General features: G+C 69.7%; 18 protein-coding genes. 3 read left to right on the top strand and 15 right to left on the bottom strand.

Annotation, left to right across the window (positions count from 1 at the left end; genetic code table 11):
- The 7 genes from ACFE71_RS11935 to ACFE71_RS11905 all read right to left on the bottom strand — a co-directional run.
- The coding region (locus tag ACFE71_RS11935; protein WP_375429010.1) for an ExbD/TolR family protein at positions 1-409 on the bottom strand (409 nt) is incomplete at its 3' end.
- 3 nt (positions 410-412) lie between these two features.
- Positions 413-1,105, bottom strand: a complete 693-nt coding sequence (gene tolQ / locus ACFE71_RS11930) for a protein TolQ (protein WP_375429009.1) — start codon at positions 1,103-1,105, stop codon at positions 413-415.
- Positions 1,106-1,219: 114 nt separating this feature from the next.
- Entirely contained in the window at positions 1,220-2,317 is a 1,098-nt protein-coding gene (locus ACFE71_RS11925; protein ID WP_375429008.1) for an NAD(P)-dependent alcohol dehydrogenase, read from the bottom strand.
- 115 nt (positions 2,318-2,432) lie between these two features.
- Positions 2,433-3,134, bottom strand: coding sequence for a PEPxxWA-CTERM sorting domain-containing protein (locus ACFE71_RS11920; protein ID WP_375429007.1), 702 nt, complete (start codon positions 3,132-3,134; stop codon positions 2,433-2,435).
- Between the two features lie 256 nt (positions 3,135-3,390).
- Positions 3,391-4,392 carry an NAD(P)H-dependent flavin oxidoreductase gene (locus ACFE71_RS11915; protein ID WP_375429012.1) on the bottom strand — a complete coding sequence of 334 codons (1,002 nt, stop codon included), beginning with the start codon at positions 4,390-4,392 and terminating at the stop codon, positions 3,391-3,393.
- 266 nt (positions 4,393-4,658) lie between these two features.
- A complete protein-coding gene (locus tag ACFE71_RS11910) occupies positions 4,659-5,024 on the bottom strand; it encodes an endonuclease domain-containing protein (RefSeq protein ID WP_375429006.1) in 366 nt (121 codons plus the stop codon).
- 186 nt (positions 5,025-5,210) lie between these two features.
- Positions 5,211-6,452, bottom strand: coding sequence for an aspartate kinase (locus ACFE71_RS11905; RefSeq protein WP_375429005.1), 1,242 nt, complete (start codon positions 6,450-6,452; stop codon positions 5,211-5,213).
- A gap of 53 nt (positions 6,453-6,505) precedes the next feature.
- Between ACFE71_RS11905 and ubiG the strand changes: the two genes are divergently transcribed.
- Positions 6,506-7,282, top strand: a complete 777-nt coding sequence (ubiG, locus tag ACFE71_RS11900) for a bifunctional 2-polyprenyl-6-hydroxyphenol methylase/3-demethylubiquinol 3-O-methyltransferase UbiG (protein WP_375429004.1) — start codon at positions 6,506-6,508, stop codon at positions 7,280-7,282.
- On the opposite strand, the gene ACFE71_RS11895 is transcribed toward ubiG, so the two are convergent.
- From ACFE71_RS11895 to pyrE, 8 genes are all read right to left on the bottom strand, one after another.
- Positions 7,225-8,418, bottom strand: coding sequence for a glycosyltransferase (locus ACFE71_RS11895; protein WP_375429003.1), 1,194 nt, complete (start codon positions 8,416-8,418; stop codon positions 7,225-7,227). The genes ubiG and ACFE71_RS11895 overlap by 58 nt on opposite strands.
- Positions 8,415-9,374 (bottom strand): hypothetical protein, encoded by a 960-nt coding sequence (locus ACFE71_RS11890; protein WP_375429002.1) that lies wholly within the window; start codon positions 9,372-9,374, stop codon positions 8,415-8,417. Before ACFE71_RS11890 ends, ACFE71_RS11895 begins: the two co-directional genes overlap by 4 nt.
- Positions 9,375-9,422: 48 nt before the next feature.
- The gene (maiA, locus tag ACFE71_RS11885) at positions 9,423-10,058 is read right to left on the bottom strand and encodes a maleylacetoacetate isomerase (protein WP_375429001.1); all 636 of its coding nucleotides are present in this window, start codon (positions 10,056-10,058) and stop codon (positions 9,423-9,425) included.
- A 6-nt stretch (positions 10,059-10,064) separates the two neighbouring features.
- Positions 10,065-10,982, bottom strand: a complete 918-nt coding sequence (lepB, locus tag ACFE71_RS11880) for a signal peptidase I (RefSeq protein WP_375429000.1) — start codon at positions 10,980-10,982, stop codon at positions 10,065-10,067.
- A complete protein-coding gene (gene acpS, locus ACFE71_RS11875) occupies positions 10,979-11,395 on the bottom strand; it encodes a holo-ACP synthase (RefSeq protein WP_375429011.1) in 417 nt (138 codons plus the stop codon). The genes lepB and acpS overlap by 4 nt, the downstream gene beginning before the upstream one ends.
- 157 nt (positions 11,396-11,552) lie before the next feature.
- Positions 11,553-12,281 carry a pyridoxine 5'-phosphate synthase gene (locus ACFE71_RS11870; RefSeq protein ID WP_375428999.1) on the bottom strand — a complete coding sequence of 243 codons (729 nt, stop codon included), beginning with the start codon at positions 12,279-12,281 and terminating at the stop codon, positions 11,553-11,555.
- A complete protein-coding gene (locus ACFE71_RS11865) occupies positions 12,274-12,489 on the bottom strand; it encodes a hypothetical protein (protein ID WP_375428998.1) in 216 nt (71 codons plus the stop codon). The genes ACFE71_RS11870 and ACFE71_RS11865 overlap by 8 nt, the downstream gene beginning before the upstream one ends.
- A gap of 39 nt (positions 12,490-12,528) precedes the next feature.
- Positions 12,529-13,119 carry an orotate phosphoribosyltransferase gene (pyrE, locus tag ACFE71_RS11860; protein ID WP_375428997.1) on the bottom strand — a complete coding sequence of 197 codons (591 nt, stop codon included), beginning with the start codon at positions 13,117-13,119 and terminating at the stop codon, positions 12,529-12,531.
- A 192-nt stretch (positions 13,120-13,311) separates the two neighbouring features.
- On the opposite strand from pyrE, the gene coxB reads away from it, so the two are divergent.
- On the top strand, positions 13,312-14,508 hold the full coding sequence (coxB, locus tag ACFE71_RS11855; protein WP_375428996.1) for a cytochrome c oxidase subunit II: 1,197 nt from the start codon (positions 13,312-13,314) through the stop codon (positions 14,506-14,508).
- Positions 14,509-14,511: 3 nt separating this feature from the next.
- On the top strand, positions 14,512-15,430 hold a 919-nt coding region (locus ACFE71_RS11850), incomplete at its 3' end, for a cbb3-type cytochrome c oxidase subunit I (protein WP_375428995.1).

Here is a 15,430-nt window from a genome sequence, read left to right as displayed (position 1 = left end):
TCAGCCCCGCGCGGTTCAGCTCGCCCATCACGCGCATCACCCGCCCGTAATCGAGCCCCCGGTCCGCGCGCAGGAACACCTGCGGCGGCTTGGCCGCCCCACCCACGTCAGCGCCGGCGCTCGCGATCCGCTCCAACCGCGCGGGCAGGTCGCCCTCCGCCAGCTCGGTATCGTCGACGAACAGCGTGCCCGCGCGGTCGATCGAGATCCGGACCGGCTTCTCCTCCGCCTCCAGCGGCTTGGCGCGGCTATCGGGCAGGTTGACGGGCACGCCCGCGGTCAGCAGCGGCGCGGTCACCATGAAGATGATCAGCAGCACCAGCATCACGTCGACCAGCGGCGTGACGTTGATCTCCGCCATCGGCGCGCGCCGTCCCCGCCCGGCCCGCGACGGCAAATTGCCGCCCACGGCCTAGCGCGCCCCGTCCAGCTGATGGCTCAGCGTCGCGTGGAACCCGTCGGCGAAGCGGTGAAGCGCCGCCTCGACGCCGTTCACCCGGTGGCTGAACCGGTTATATGCGATCAGCGCGGGGATCGCCGCGAACAGCCCGATCGCGGTCGCGAATAGCGCCTCGGCGATGCCGGGCGCGACCACGGCCAGCGACGTGTTCTGCGCGCTGGCGATCGCGGTGAACGCGCGCATGATCCCCCACACCGTCCCGAACAGCCCCACGAACGGCGCGGCCGAACTCACCGTGGCCAGGATGTTCAACCGGTCCGACAACCGGTCCACCTCCGCCCCCGCCGCCGCGCCCATCGCGGTGGCCAGCCGTTCGCGCGTGCCACCCTTGTCGATTGGCGAGGTCGCGGTCGACCGCCGCCACTCGCCCACCCCCGCCGCGAACACGCGCGCCGACGGCAACGCGCTCTGCCCATGGGTCTTGTAGAAGGCGTCGATGTCGTCGGCCGCCAGGAAGTCCCGCTCGAACGTCGCCATCCCCCGCCGCACCCGCCGCACCCGCCGGGAAAAGGCGATGATGATCGCCCAGGTCCACACGCTCGCCGCCAGCAGCCCCAGCATCACCGCCTTCACCACGAAATCGGCCTGGAGGAACAACGCCACGGGCGACAAGGTCGCCGCGTCGGTCTCGAAGAACGGATTCAAGTCACGGGCTCCCCGGCGGGCTGGTCACGGTCGTCATCGACCATCGCCGGGCGGTGTAGAGGACGCGTACGCGCGCGCAACCCGCCAGCCGCCCGACCCGACGCGCGTACCGGGCTATGCGTCCGCGACCTCCGCCGCGAGCGACGCCATGTCGATCACGTACCGATACCGCACCTCGCCGCGCTCGATCTTCTTATAGGCCCGGTTGACCTCCTGTATCGGGATCACCTGGACCTCGGGCGCTATCCCGTGCTCCGCACAGAAATCGAGCACCTCCTGCGTTTCCGCGATCGACCCGATCAGCGATCCCGCCAGGCTTTTGCGATGCTTGGCCAGTTCGCTGTTGTCATATCCCGACATCTGCTCCAGCGCGCCCACCGCCACGAAGGCCCGGTCGCGCTTCAATAGCGGCACGAACGGATCGACCTTGTGCTTCTCGGGCACCGTCGACAGCAGCAGGTCGAAACTGTTCCCCAGCTTGGCGTACGCCTCGGCGTCGCCCTCGACCACGCCCGTCGCGCCCAGCTTCCCGGCGTCCGCGACCTTTTCGGTGGTGGTCGTGAACACGTACACTTCCGCCCCCAGCGCGCGGGCGAGCTTGACCGCCATGTCGCCCAGGCCGCCGAAGCCGATCACGCCCACCCGGTCCCCCGCCTTCACGCCCCAGCGTTTCATCGGCGACCAGGTCGTCACGCCCGCGCACAGGATCGGCGCGGCCGCCTTCGGCGACAGCTTGTCGGGGATGCGCAGCACGAACTCCTCGCGCGCGACCAGCACGTCCGAATAGCCACCATAGGTGTTGTCGCGGCCGTACGCGTTCGTCCCGCCCGCCATCGCCGCCGGCTTCATCGGCCCGTTATAAGTGGCGAGCCACGAGTTCGGCCCCTCGCAATATTGCTCCTCGCCGCCCGTGCAGGGCGCGCATTCCCGGCAGGAATCGATCATGCAGCCGACCCCGACCAGATCGCCCGCCGCGAACTTCGATCGGTCGCCGCCCGCCCGCGTCACCCGCCCGACGATCTCGTGCCCGGGCATGCACGGATAGACGCTGTTGCCCCACTCGTTCCTGACCTGATGGACGTCCGAATGGCACACGCCGCAGAACATCACCGCGATCTCGACCTCGCCCAGGCCCGGCTCCTCGCGCTCAAACCCGATCGGCTTCAGCTTGCTGAAGGAATGCTTGGCCGCGTAGCCATGTGCCTTGATCATCACGTAATCCTTGCGCGCTCGAGTCCCGATGACCGAACGCGCAAGGATGCGGGCGGTGCCGCCCGGGGGTCCGGAAACGTCCCGCCGTCGCCATCGCGGCGACGGCGGGTCCGGTTCAGGCGACCGCGAAGTTCACGCGCGGACGACGGCGCAGCACGCCGCCGACCATGCCGAAGCCCAGGATCATCGACAGCCAGGCGGCGGGCTCGGGCACCGCGGCCACGTTGAAGCTTACCGCGCCCAGCTTGAAACCGTCATCGCGGTCGTTCGCCAGCCGCGACGCGCCGACCAGCCAAGTGGTGGCCGAGGCGGCGGTGCTGAAGCCCTGGCCGCTCGCGACCTCGAAGCCGCGAGCCGCGAAGCCGGTGAACTGCGCCGCGACGCTCGCCGCCGGGTCGAACTCGCCGTAGCTGATCCATGCGTCCGTGTCCGTGGACGCGCCGCCGTTCACCGAGAAGCCGTTGCGCGTGATCCCGGTCAGGGTGACCGCCCGCGAAAAGGTCAGCGCCACGAAATCGAAGCTGCCGACATTGTCCGTGACGTGCGAGTTGTTCGCCGCCCCGTTTCCCTCGTTGCGGTTGGTGACGCCCAGCCCCGACGAATAGACGCCCAGATAGACCTGTTCGGGCGTGGCGATCGCGGTCGTACCGGACCACGCGCTCGCGCGCACGCCGACGCCGCCGACGCTGGTGGTGTAGGAATTGCCGAAGCCGCCGCTCGTCGCCGAGTTGCCGGTCAGGATCACGGTCGCCGCGCTCGCGGGCGCCGCAAGAGCGAGCGTCGCCAGGATACCGGCCGTCATTAGAGTGTTGCGCATGATGTCGTTCCCCGTTCGCATGAGTCGGCGAGTCCACCGACAGTATCCGCCGCGATCGACAAGACCGGTTGCGGCTCGAAACGGAGATAAGAGGGCGAACCGCGTTAAGGCTACAAGCGAAAGGACGTTGACCTGTTCGGATTCGGTACAGTTCAACTATTGTCGCGATATCGATCGTTAACCTCGATATTTAAACGTCCGATGTTTCGATGTCTTCCACACGCCACCGGAACATCATCGACGTGAACGAACCTGCTTAATGCCCCGCCCGCCGGTCGAACGCATGCGCCGCCTCGTCGATCAGCTCGGCGATGATCGCCGCCGCGGGCTCCTCGCGGGTCACCATCCCGACCGACTGCCCCGCCATCACCGACCCGTGCTCGATATCGCCGTCGATCACCGCGCGGCGGAGCGCGCCCGCCCAATAATGCTCGATCTCCAGCTGAGCCTCCGCCATCAGCACCGCCTCCCCATTCTTATCGGCGTCGAGCCGCCCGGCCACCTCGCGCTGCTTGGCGGTGAACAGCTCGCCCCCCGCGTTCTTCAGCGCACGCACCGGGATGACGGGCAGCCGCGGATCGAGCTGCACCGATGCCACCGCGTCGCGCGCCGACGCCCGGATGAACGCGCCCTTGAATTTCGGGTGAGCGATCGACTCGGTCGCGCACACGAATTTGGTGCCCAGCTGCACCCCCGCCGCGCCCATATCCAGGTACCCCGCGATCGCCTCCCCCCGCCCGATCCCGCCCGCGACGAACACCGGAAGCTGCTCGGCGATGACGGGCAGCATCTCCTGCGCCAGCACGCTGGTCGACACCGGCCCGATATGCCCCCCGGCCTCCATCCCCTCGATCACCAGCGCGTCCACCCCCGACCGAATCAGCTTCTTCGCCAGGCTGAGCGCGGGCGCGAAGCACACCACCTTGGCCCCCGTCGCCTTGATCGCGTCGAGCGAACGGGTGGGCGGCAGCCCTCCCGCCAGCACCACATGCCCGACCCGGTGCCGCCCGCACACGGCGATGAGGTCCATCAGCTGCGGATGCATGGTGATCAAATTCACCCCGAACGGCCTGTCCGTCAGTCCCAGCGTCGCCGCGATCTCCCGATCGAGCAGCTCCGGCGTCATCGCCCCGCACGCCAACACCCCGAACGCCCCCGCGTTGGACAGCGCCGCCACCAGGTTCCGCTCCGAAACCCAGGACATCGCCCCGCCCATGACGGCGTACTCGCACCCAAGGAAAGTCGCGCCGCGCGACATGCGGCGCGCAAGCCGCTCGCGGCCGGTGGAGGTGACGGGCGGGTGGGCGAGGGTGTCGGTCATGCGGACCGCGTAGCCCTCGCCACCCCACCCCCGCAAGCGAAGCCCGCCCCCAAACCCTCTCCCGCCTTCGCGGGAGAGGGACAGGCGCGTCAGCGCCAGGGTGAGGGGCGGACCTCACCCCGGACAGGCCCGCCCCTCACCCTCGCCGCGCTTCGCGCGTCTTTCCCTCTCCCGCGAAGGCGGGAGAGGGTCGAGTAAGCAGCCTACCCCTCGCTCTCCCAGGGAGCGCGCGAACGCAGCGCATCGAGGACGACCGTAAGCACGCCGTCCATGTTCTGGCTCACATCGTTGTTCCAAAAACGCAGCACCCGATAACCGCACCGCTCCAGATACGCCGTCCGCCTCGCATCGACGATCTCGTTATGCTGGCTCCCGTCGAGCTCAACGATCAGCTTGGCGTCGACGCACAGGAAATCCGCGACGAACGGCCCGACCGTGGACTGGAAGCGGAACTTGTACCCGTCCAGCCGCCGATCACGCACGCGCTGCCAGAATCGCTCCTCGACCTTGGTCCGCTCGCGGCGGAGGCGCGAAGCGTGCGGGCTGACGCGGGGGTTGGGCGGTCGCATGCGGAAAGGATGGCACAAGCCTAGCGAAAGGGAAGATCACCCTTCAGCAACCCTCTCCCGCCTTCGCGGGAGAGGGAAAGACGCGCGAAGCGCGGCGAGGGTGAGGGCCGGACCTGTCCCGGGAAAGGTCCGGCCCTCACCCTGGCGCTTACGCGCCTGTCCCTCTCCCGCGAAAGCGGGAGAGGGTTACTCAGCATCCAACCCATACGCCGTGTGCAGCACGCGCACCGCCAGCTCGGTATAGTCCTCCTCGATCAGCACGCTGACCTTGATCTCGCTCGTCGTGATCGCCTGGATGTTGATGCCCCGATCGCCGAGCGTCCGGAACATGGTCGACGCCACGCCCGCGTGGCTCCGCATCCCCACCCCCACCACCGAAATCTTGGCCACCCGCGTGTCGTGGACCAGCCGCTCATACCCGATCAGCTCCCGCGCCGCGCCCAGCGTCTCGATCGATCGGGGCAGGTCGGCGGCGGGGACGGTGAAGGTCACGTCGGTCGATCCCGCCGAGTGCGCCACGTTCTGGACGATCATGTCGACGTTGATCCCTCCATCCGCCAGCGGCCCGAAGATCGCCGCCACCGCGCCCGGCTTGTCGGGCACCGCCGTCAGCGTGATCTTCGCCTCGTTCTTGTCATGCGCGATGCCGGTGATGACGCGTCGTTCCATCTCGTCCACTTCCTCCTCGCCCACGATCAACGTGCCCCGGTGCTCCCCGTCGTCCGCGTCCTCGAACGACGACAGCACGCGCACCCGCACGCCTTCCTTCATCGCCAGCCCGACCGATCGCGTCTGGAGCACCTTGGCCCCGACGCTCGCCAGCTCCAGCATCTCCTCGTAAGTCACGCGCGACAGCTTGCGCGCGCGCGGCACGATGCGCGGGTCGGTGGTGTAGACGCCGTCGACGTCCGTATAGATGTCGCACCGCTCCGCGCGCATCGCCGCCGCCACCGCGACCGCCGACGTGTCGGACCCGCCGCGCCCGAGCGTCGTGACCGACCCGTCCTCGCTCACGCCCTGGAACCCCGGGATCACCGCCACCTCGCCCCGCCCGAGCGCCGCCTCGAGCGCGCCCATATCCACCTCTTCGATCCTCGCCGAGGCATGGGCAGACGACGTGCGGATCGGCAGCTGCCACCCCAGCCAGCTCCGCGCGGGCACCCCCGCCGCCTGAAGCGCGATCGCCAGCAGCCCGCTCGTCACCTGCTCGCCCGCCGCGACGACGACGTCGTATTCGCGCGGATCATAGAGCGACGACGCCTCACGGCAGAAGCCGACCAGCCGGTCGGTCTCGCCCGCCATCGCCGACACGACGACCGCGATCTCATGCCCCCGCTCGCGCTCGCGCTTCACGCGCGCTGCGACCGAGCGGATGCGCTCCGTCCCCGCCATCGACGTGCCCCCGAACTTCATCACGATCCGCGCCATCGCCCGATACGTCCCCCTTGGGTGCGGCAAGCGGCCCTGATAGGGGACGCGGCATGAGCGTTGCAAGTGACGGCCTTGGCGAACGGGGAACGATCCGCGCGGCCGAGGCCGAGCATTTCGGCCGCCTCGCCGCCGATTGGTGGAACCCGCGCGGCACCTCGGCGATGCTCCACAAGCTGAACCCGCCCCGCCTGCGCCATATCCGTGCTCGGGTGGACGCGCATTGGAACGGCGATCCGCACTCCTTCACCCCGCTTGGCGGAAAGCGCGTCCTCGATGTCGGCTGCGGCGCGGGGCTCCTCGCCGAACCGCTCGCACGGCTCGGCGCGACCGTCACCGGCATCGACGCCGCCCCGGAGGTGATCGCCGCCGCCCGCATCCACGCCGAAGCCGCCGGCCTCGCGATCGACTACCGAGCGGGCGGGATCGAGACGCTGGCGGGCGAACGGTTCGACCTCGTTCTCAGCCTCGAAGTCATCGAGCATGTGGCCGACCAGCCCGCCTTCGTGCGCGGCCTGGCGCGCGCGCTGGCGGAGGGCGGGCTGTTGATCCTCTCCACCCCCAACCGCACGCCGCTATCGCGTATGGCGATGATTACGGTCGCGGAGGGCTCGAGCGTCATCCCGCGCGGCACTCATGACTGGGAGCGGTTCCTGACCCCCGACCAGCTCACGCGGCTGATCGAGGCGTCCGGGCTGGAGGTGCGCGATCTGACCGGCCTCGCCTTCTCGCTGGCGCACGGCTTCGAGCTTTCCGCCTCGACCGAGCTCGACTATTTCCTGACGGCCGCCCGCCCCGCCCCCGCCTTGGCAGCGACCAGCCCCTCGTAATAGTCCATGAGTTCGGCCGCATGCTCGCGGTCCGACCGCACGCGCCCCGCCGCGGTCACGGCCGCGCGGCGCAGCATGGCGCGATCGCGCGCGAACAATCGCCCGATCGCCGCCGCCGCGGAAGCCGCGTCGCGCGGCTCGTACAGCTCGGACGCATGGGCGTCCGCCACCTCCGCGCACCCGCCGCTGGCGGGCGCGATCAGCGGCAGGCCCGACGCCATCGCCTCCGACGCGACCAGCCCGAACGGCTCGCCCTCCGCCCCGTGGATCAGCGCGTCGCAGCTCGCCATGATCCGCGCCAGCCGCTCGCGGTCATAGACCGGCCGGAACAGCCGGATGTGCGGCGATCCCGCCACCCGCCGCTCCAGCTTGGGGCTCATGCTCCCATGCCCCAGCAGCATCAACCCGACCGGCATCGTCGCCCCCGCCCGCTCGGCCGCGTCGATCACCAGCGGCCAGCGCTTCTCGGGATGGTGCCGCCCCATTCCCAGCAGCAACAGCCCGTCCTGCCCCAGCCCCAACTGCGCCAGCATCGCCCGCCTGAGCCCCTCGTCGCGCAGGGCCGGCGAGAAATGCCCGCGCTCGATCCCCAGCGGCATGGCGGCATCGATGCGCAGGCCTCGCGCGCGCAGCCGCTTCTCCAGCGCGGGGCCGTTGGTGACGACCGCGTCATACCGCTCCAGGAACCGCCCCATGTACCGCGTGTACCAGCCGAACGCCCGCTCGATCCGCTCCCCGCTCGCGACATCCTCGAACCAGCGCTGCGCGTACGCGGCCATGTTGTCGTTGTGCATGAAGAACACGCGCGCGGCCCGGCCTTCCCAGTTCGCGACGAACCAGGCGGGCCGCCACGGCGACGAGCATTCCACCAGGTCCGGATCGAGCCGGTCGAGCGCCGCCGTCATCGCCGCCTCGTCCCAGAACAGCCCGTAATTGGCGTCGAAGGGCAGCCGGGGCGATTTCAGATACTCGATCCGCCCGCCACCGGGCCATTCCTCCGTCCGGTCCTCGCGGCCCGGCGCGAGCACGATCAGTTCGTGCCCCATCTCCGCCAGCAGCCCCATCTTGCGCTCGAGATAGGTCCGCACGCCCCCGCCGGTCGGCGAGTAGAACTCGTTGACGTCGACGATCCTCATCGCGCGGTGCGCCGCCGCGCGATTGCCGCGACCCCGAACGCGGCCAGCAGCCCCGCATCGACGACCAGCGTCAGCGCGGCGGTGAACGCCATCAGCTCGGACAAGGGCCCGTTCCCGCCCAGCACCATGATCGCCAGGTTCGCGAACAGCAGGTCCTTGTTGGGCACGAACGGCAGCCGCGACACGAGCAGCCGCCCCGCCGCCAGGAACAGCCACATCGCCATCGACGCCCCCGGCAGCGCCGCTTCCCAGGCGAGCGCGAGGAGCAGCGATCCCGCCACCAGCCGCCCGCAATGCGCCCCGAATATCCACCACAGCGCGGGCCGGTCGAGCGAGAAGACGCGCCCGCGGAACAACAGGAACGGCAGCGAGGTCGCGACCAGCACCGCCGCCGACCAGCCCGCCGTCGCCTCCATGCCCGCCGGCAGCAACGCCGCGCCGAGCGGGATCGACAGCGCCATCAGCGCCAGCGTGACCGCGTTGCCCGCCATCGCCGACAGGATGCTCACATCCTTCACCGCCCCGAACGGCGCCGCGACCATCGGCGCGTTGGCGCGCGCCCAGCTGTAAAAATACGCCTCGCCCGAATAGGAGAACAGGATCTCGTTCGCGACGCGCTTCTTCAACGTCGCCGCCAGCCCGGCGGCGGGGATGCGCCACAGGCGGCGGAAGATCAGGTAATCGGTGACGGGCAGCGCCAGGTACGCCAGCGCGAAGAAGCCGTAGAATAGCGGGCTCCCCGGCACCGACCGCGTCAGCCCGTCGAGCCCATCGCCCAGCAGCTCGCGCGCCAGCCCCGCGATCATCAGCAGCGTCAGCGCCGCGCCCGCCCAAGCGGGCCAGCGCCGCCGGGCGTCGCGCAACGGCTCCAGGCCGATCGCCACCGCCGCGTCGACGGGCGGCATCGCGGGCGTCGCGCGCGTCCGCTCCAGTCCCTCGCCCTGCCTCGGATCCATCAGCCGCCCAATGGCCCACGATTATGGCGGTCCCGCGACACCCGCCGCTCAGCCGGGCCGCGCCCGCTCGGGGCTCGCCGCCTGGAACGCGGGCAGCGCGGTCGCCGCCGCATCCGCCGCGAGCAGCCGGGGATAGGGTGCAAGGTCCACCTCGAACCGCCGGGCGTTATGAAGCTGCGGCACCAGGCAGATATCCGCCACCCCCGGCGCGTCCCCGCCCAGGAACGGCCGCGACTCTGGCCCCGCCATCGCCTCCAGCGCGCCGAGCCCTTCGGTCACCCAGTGCCGATACCACTCCGCCTTCGCGTCCGCGTCCGCCCCGAACTGCGACTCGATCCGCTTCAGCACGCGCAGATTGTCGATCGGGTGGATGTCGGCGACGATCACCAACGCCATCGCGGTCGCCCGCGCCCGCGCGGCGGGGTCGACGGGCCAGAAGCGCGGCTCCGGGTACGTCTCGTCGAGCCATTGCAGGATCGCCAGGCTCTGGGTCAGCGCCGTCCCGTCCTCCAGCACCAAGGTCGGCACGAACCCTTGCGCGTTCACGCCCAGGTTTTCCGCCGTTCGTTGCGCCCCCGCAACGAGATCGACCGGAACCGTCGCATAGGTCAGCTTCTTCTGGTTCAGCGCGATCCGCACCCGGTAGGCCGCCGACGACCGCCAATAGTCATGGAGCGTGAGCACCCGCCCTCACCGAGTCTCGGCGGGATGGAGCGATTCGCCCGCGCGTCCGCCGCGGAACGATCCCGGCCAGGTCAGCGGGTTCCACGACGCCGTCCCGTCGAGCGAGAAGGTCACGAACTCCGCCCGCCCGCCGATATTCTCGTACGGCACCGCCCCCCCCAGCCCCAGCTGCGCGAGCGGGAAGCGGCTGTCCGCCGACCGGTCGCGGTTGTCGCCCATCAGGAACACGTGGTCGGCGGGGATGACGATGGGACGATAATCGTCGCCGATGCTGTCGGGCTCCAGGTCGACCGTGTCGTAGCTCCGCCCGTTCGGCAGCGTCTCGCGCACGATCGGCAGGCGGCACACCTCCTCGCCGGACGGCAGCCGCTCCTTCGCGCCCGGATACTCCATCGGCGAGCAGGGCGTGTTCGCGTCGACGGGGACCAGCCGGTCGCGCGGCGCGCTCCGCCGGATCGGCTTGTCGTTGATGAACACGACGCCCCCACGCACCTCCAGCCGGTCGCCCGGTAGCCCGATCACCCGCTTGATATAATCGTTGCGCGTCCCCGGCGGGGTCACGATCACCACGTCGCCGCGCGTCGGCAGCGATCCCAGCAGCCGCCCGGCGCGGAACGGCACGGGCACGCTCCAGCTGTCGACCGGCTGGCGCAGCACCAGCGACCGGAAGATCGCGGAGGGCGACGGGATCGTCGGCGACACGAACGACCAGCCGTAAGCGAACTTGCTCACCACCAGCCGGTCGCCGACCTGCAACCCCGGCAGCATCGATTCCGACGGGATGTAGAACGGCTTGGCGACGAAGCTGTGGAAGCCCAGCACGATCAGGATCAACCACACGATCCCCTTGATCTCGCCCCACCAATCGGTGCCGCGCTTCACGGGCGGCCTAGCGGCCCTGCTCTCGATCGCCGTGTCGCTCATTCGTTGGTTCCAGCGGGCCGCAAGGCCTCGATCACCACGAACGCCTGCGCGAAGGGGTGATCGTCGGTCAGCGTCAGATGCACCCGCGTGAAGTGGCCGTCGGGCGTCAACGCGTCAAGCCTCGCCCGCGCCCCGCCCGTGAGCGCCAGCGTCGGCGCGCCGCCCGGTACGTTCACCACCCCGATATCGCGCATGAACACGCCCTGCCTGAACCCCGTTCCCACCGCCTTGGAGAACGCCTCCTTGGCCGCGAACCGCTTGGCGAGCGTCCCCGCCCTGGTGAACGGCCGCCGATCCGCCCGCGCGCGCTCCACGTCGGTGAACACCCGGGCCTCGAACCGCTCCCCGAACCGCTCGAGCGACTTCGCGATCCGCTCGATATTGCACAGGTCCGATCCCAGCCCGATGATCACGGGCACCTCTCCTCCCTCGCGAAGCGGGGGAGGGGGACCGCTCGCGAAGCGAGTGGTGGAGGGGGCGTGCACGCGCGGACGGCGTTGCTCGCCCCCTCCACCATGCTTCGCATGATCCCCCTCCCCCGCTTCGCGAGGGAGGAAAGCGCATTGCCCCTCACCGCGCAGCATCCATCAGCTCGCGCATCCGCCTGACGCTCTCCCCAAGCCCGACGAACAACGCCTCCCCCACCAGGAAATGCCCGATATTGAGCTCCCTCACCTGCGGGATGGCCGCTACGGCCACGACATTGTCGAACGTCAGCCCATGCCCCGCATGCACCTCGATCCCGTTCTTCGTCGCCAGCGCCGCCGCGTCGCCCAATCGCCTGAGCTCCTCGGCGCGCGCCTCGCCCTCCAGCTCGGCATAGCGCCCGGTATGCAGCTCGATCACCGGCGCGCCGAGTCGGAGCGCCGCCTCGATCTGCCGCGCCTCCGGCTCGACGAACAGCGACACCCGCACTTCGCACCTGCCCAGTTCCGCCACCATCGGCGCCAGCACGTCATGCAGCCCCGCCGCGTCCAGCCCGCCCTCGGTCGTCCGCTCCTCGCGCTTCTCCGGCACGAAGCACGCCGCATGCGGCCGATGGCGCATCGCGATCGCGAACATCTCGTCGGTCGCCGCCATCTCCAGGTTGAGCGGGATGGTCAGTTCGGCCGACAACCGCGCGATGTCGTCGTCGGTGATATGCCGCCGATCCTCGCGCAGATGGGCGGTGATCCCGTCCGCCCCCGCCTCCGCCGCCAGCAACGCCGCGCGCACCGGATCGGGATACCCCGCCCCCCGCGCGTTCCGCACGGTCGCGACATGGTCGATATTGACGCCGAGCCGGAGGTGCTCAGTCATCCCGCCTACCGATAAAGGAGCCTATGTGGCGCAAACGATCGATGAAGGTGAGTTCGTCGACATGCTGATCGGCGGCGCTGGCCATCCCCGGCAGGGTCTTCCCGAAACGCGTCGGCGGCAAGGCGACCCGGCCCGGCCGTCCCATCGGAACCGCTCGGCCGTCCGGATCAACGAGCCGCCAGCGCGGCACGCGTCCGGGCTTCTTCATGACCTCCATCCTCATGGAGACCATGATAGTCCGCGGGCATCATCTTGCCAACGCCGCCCGACTTCCCGGCTTGACCGCGGGGATCGCCGCCAACTCGGGCGGCAGCGCGTCCGGCGCGTAGCTTGGCACGTCCAACCGGATCAGCGGATGGAACGGCACGCCCAGATCGGCCGCTCCGCCCGACCGGTCGACCAAAGCCGCCGCCGCCAGCGTCTCGCCCCCAGCGTGCGCGATCGCCGCGATCGCCTCGCGCGACGACAGGCCGGTGGTCACCACATCCTCCATCATCAGCACCTTTCGCCCCCGCTCCAGCCGGAACCCGCGCCGTAGCTCGAAGGTCCCCTCGGGCCGTTCCAGGAACATGGCCTCGACGCCCAGCGCGCGCGCCATCTCGTGTCCCGCGATCACGCCGCCCATCGCCGGAGACACCACCCCGGTCACGCCCGCGCGCACGTCGTCCGGCAACCGCGCCGCCAACGCCTCCGCCAGCCGCGCGGCGCGGCGCGGGTCCATCAGCACCCGCGCGCATTGGAGATAACGGGAGGAACGCAACCCCGACGATAGTATGAAATGCCCCTCCAGCAACGCCTCGGCGGCATGGAATTCGGCAAGGATGTCCGCGTCGGTCATATCGGGGGGCGCTCCTGACACCCGACGTGCCCTACGAAGGGTACAGGGCGCGCGCAACGTGATCACACGTTAATTTTGCGGGGTGGGCCGCTTGCCGGGCGGGGACCCCGGCGCATATAGGCGCGGGTAGTTTATTGGAGCCGGAAGCCACGGCTGTATGGGTGGCACGGACATATCGTGTAGAAGGTTCGAATGAAGCCAATGCGCTCCGCGATCACCGCCATCGGCCTGGCTCTCGGCCTCGCCGTCGCCGGCCTGGGCCAGGCCACCGTGCCGGCCGCGCCCGTCGCCGCGCCGCTGCCGGCCCCGGTCGCGCCGCCCGCGCTGGCGGGCGGGCAGCAATCGGCCAATTCGGCCGGCTCGACCAGCACGGCCCCGACCACCGCGTCGGCCACCCCGCCCGCCGCGCCCGACAGCCCGCTCCTCGCCCAGGACGGCGCGCCCGTGTTCGACGGGAACCGCGCGATCGGCGTGCCCAAGGCCGCGGGTTACGACATCCAGCCCCAGGTCACCAAGAACGGCGACTTCGCGATGTGGATGCATAACTCCATCCTGTTCCCCGTCATCACCGCGATCTGCATCCTGGTGCTCGGGCTCATCGTCTATGTGGTGATCCGCTATCGCCGCGCCGCCAACCCGATCCCGTCAAAGACGTCGCACAACACCACGATCGAGGTGCTGTGGACGCTCCTTCCCGTCGTCGCGCTCGTGCTGATCGCGGTGCCGTCGATCGGGCTCCTCCAGGCGCAGTTCAAGCCCGCCCCGTCGGGCGCGGTGACGCTGAAGGCGATCGGCAACCAATGGTACTGGACCTATCAGTACCCCGATCACGGCGGGTTCGAGGTCACGGCCAACATGCTGAAGGAGGCCAAGGAGACCAACCCGGGCGAGCGCGCGCGCACCGACGCCGACGGTCCCCGCCTTCTTGCGACCGACAACCGCATCGTGCTTCCCGTCGGCGTGCCGATCCGGCTGATCACCACCTCCAACGACGTCATCCACAGCTGGGCGATGCCCGCCTTCTGGATGAAGCTCGACGCCATCCCCGGCCGCCTGAACGAGACCAGCTTCACCATCGAGAAGCCGGGCCTGTATTTCGGCCAGTGCTCCGAGCTGTGCGGTCCGCGCCATCCGTTCATGCCGATCGCCGTGCAGGCCGTCCCGCCCGCGCAGTTCGCGGCTTGGATCGCGGCCAAGGGCGGCACCATGCCGCGCGCGGGCCAGGCCTCGAACAAGGTTATCCCGCAGGTCGGGTCGGACGTCGCCGACGACACCTCGAACGGCGTGGAGGGCCAAGGCGTGCCCACCGAGAACGCCACCATCAGCGTGCAACCCAAAGTGGAACGGGCGACCGGCAACGAGCCCGGCCTCGGCAACCCTGGACTCTAGATCATGACCGACACAGCCCTCCCAGCCGGCGGTCTCGCCTTCCAGGCGGACGACCGCGCCCGTGACCATTCGCACAGCGACGCCGACCACAAACCCGGCTTCTTCGCGCGCTGGTTCATGTCCACCAACCACAAGGACATCGGCACGCTCTACCTGATCTTCGCGATCGTCGCGGGGATCATCGGCGGCGCGATCTCGGGGCTGATGCGCGCCGAGCTGGCGCATCCCGGCATCCAGTATCTGGGCGGCTGGGCCAACATGATGAACGGCGGCACCGGGTCGCTCGACGCGTCGCTTCACCTATGGAACGTGCTGATCACCGCCCACGGCCTGATCATGGTGTTCTTCATGGTCATGCCCGCCATGATCGGCGGCTTCGGCAACTGGTTCGTCCCCATCATGATCGGCGCGCCCGACATGGCGTTCCCGCGGATGAACAACGTCAGCTTCTGGCTGCTCATCCCGGCATTCACGCTGCTCCTCGCCTCCCCCTTCGCGGGCGGCGCGGGCACTGGCTGGACGGTCTACCCGACGCTTTCCACCTACGGCCAGCCCGGGCCGTCGGTCGACATGGCGATCCTCTCGCTCCACATCGCGGGCGCCAGCTCGATCCTGGGCGCGATCAACTTCATCACCACCATCTTCAACATGCGCGCGCCGGGCATGACGCTGCATAAGATGCCGCTGTTCGTCTGGTCGGTGCTCGTCACCGCCTTCCTCCTGCTCCTCGCGCTCCCGGTCCTCGCGGCCGCGATCACGATGCTCCTGACCGACCGCAATTTCGGCACCACCTTCTTCGATCCGGCGGGCGGCGGCGACCCGGTGCTTTACCAGCACCTGTTCTGGTTCTTCGGCCACCCCGAAGTATACATCATGATCCTGCCGGGCTTCGGCATCGTCAGCCAGGTGATCGCGACCTTCA

The organism is uncultured Sphingomonas sp., from assembly GCF_964237155.1.
Classification (GTDB): Bacteria; Pseudomonadota; Alphaproteobacteria; order Sphingomonadales; family Sphingomonadaceae; genus Sphingomonas.
This window is presented reverse-complemented; position numbering and strand designations above follow the sequence as displayed.

Coding starts and splice junctions, on each gene's coding strand:
- ACFE71_RS11925 (WP_375429008.1), bottom strand. CDS start 2,317: ATGATCAAGGCACATGGCTACGCGGCCAAGCATTCCTTCAGCAAGCTG.
- ACFE71_RS11920 (WP_375429007.1), bottom strand. CDS start 3,134: ATGCGCAACACTCTAATGACGGCCGGTATCCTGGCGACGCTCGCTCTT.
- ACFE71_RS11915 (WP_375429012.1), bottom strand. CDS start 4,392: ATGTCGCGCGGCGCGACTTTCCTTGGGTGCGAGTACGCCGTCATGGGC.
- ACFE71_RS11910 (WP_375429006.1), bottom strand. CDS start 5,024: ATGCGACCGCCCAACCCCCGCGTCAGCCCGCACGCTTCGCGCCTCCGC.
- ACFE71_RS11905 (WP_375429005.1), bottom strand. CDS start 6,452: ATGGCGCGGATCGTGATGAAGTTCGGGGGCACGTCGATGGCGGGGACG.
- ubiG (WP_375429004.1), top strand. CDS start 6,506: ATGAGCGTTGCAAGTGACGGCCTTGGCGAACGGGGAACGATCCGCGCG.
- ACFE71_RS11895 (WP_375429003.1), bottom strand. CDS start 8,418: ATGAGGATCGTCGACGTCAACGAGTTCTACTCGCCGACCGGCGGGGGC.
- ACFE71_RS11890 (WP_375429002.1), bottom strand. CDS start 9,374: ATGGATCCGAGGCAGGGCGAGGGACTGGAGCGGACGCGCGCGACGCCC.
- lepB (WP_375429000.1), bottom strand. CDS start 10,982: ATGAGCGACACGGCGATCGAGAGCAGGGCCGCTAGGCCGCCCGTGAAG.
- ACFE71_RS11870 (WP_375428999.1), bottom strand. CDS start 12,281: ATGACTGAGCACCTCCGGCTCGGCGTCAATATCGACCATGTCGCGACC.
- ACFE71_RS11865 (WP_375428998.1), bottom strand. CDS start 12,489: ATGAAGAAGCCCGGACGCGTGCCGCGCTGGCGGCTCGTTGATCCGGAC.
- pyrE (WP_375428997.1), bottom strand. CDS start 13,119: ATGACCGACGCGGACATCCTTGCCGAATTCCATGCCGCCGAGGCGTTG.
- coxB (WP_375428996.1), top strand. CDS start 13,312: ATGAAGCCAATGCGCTCCGCGATCACCGCCATCGGCCTGGCTCTCGGC.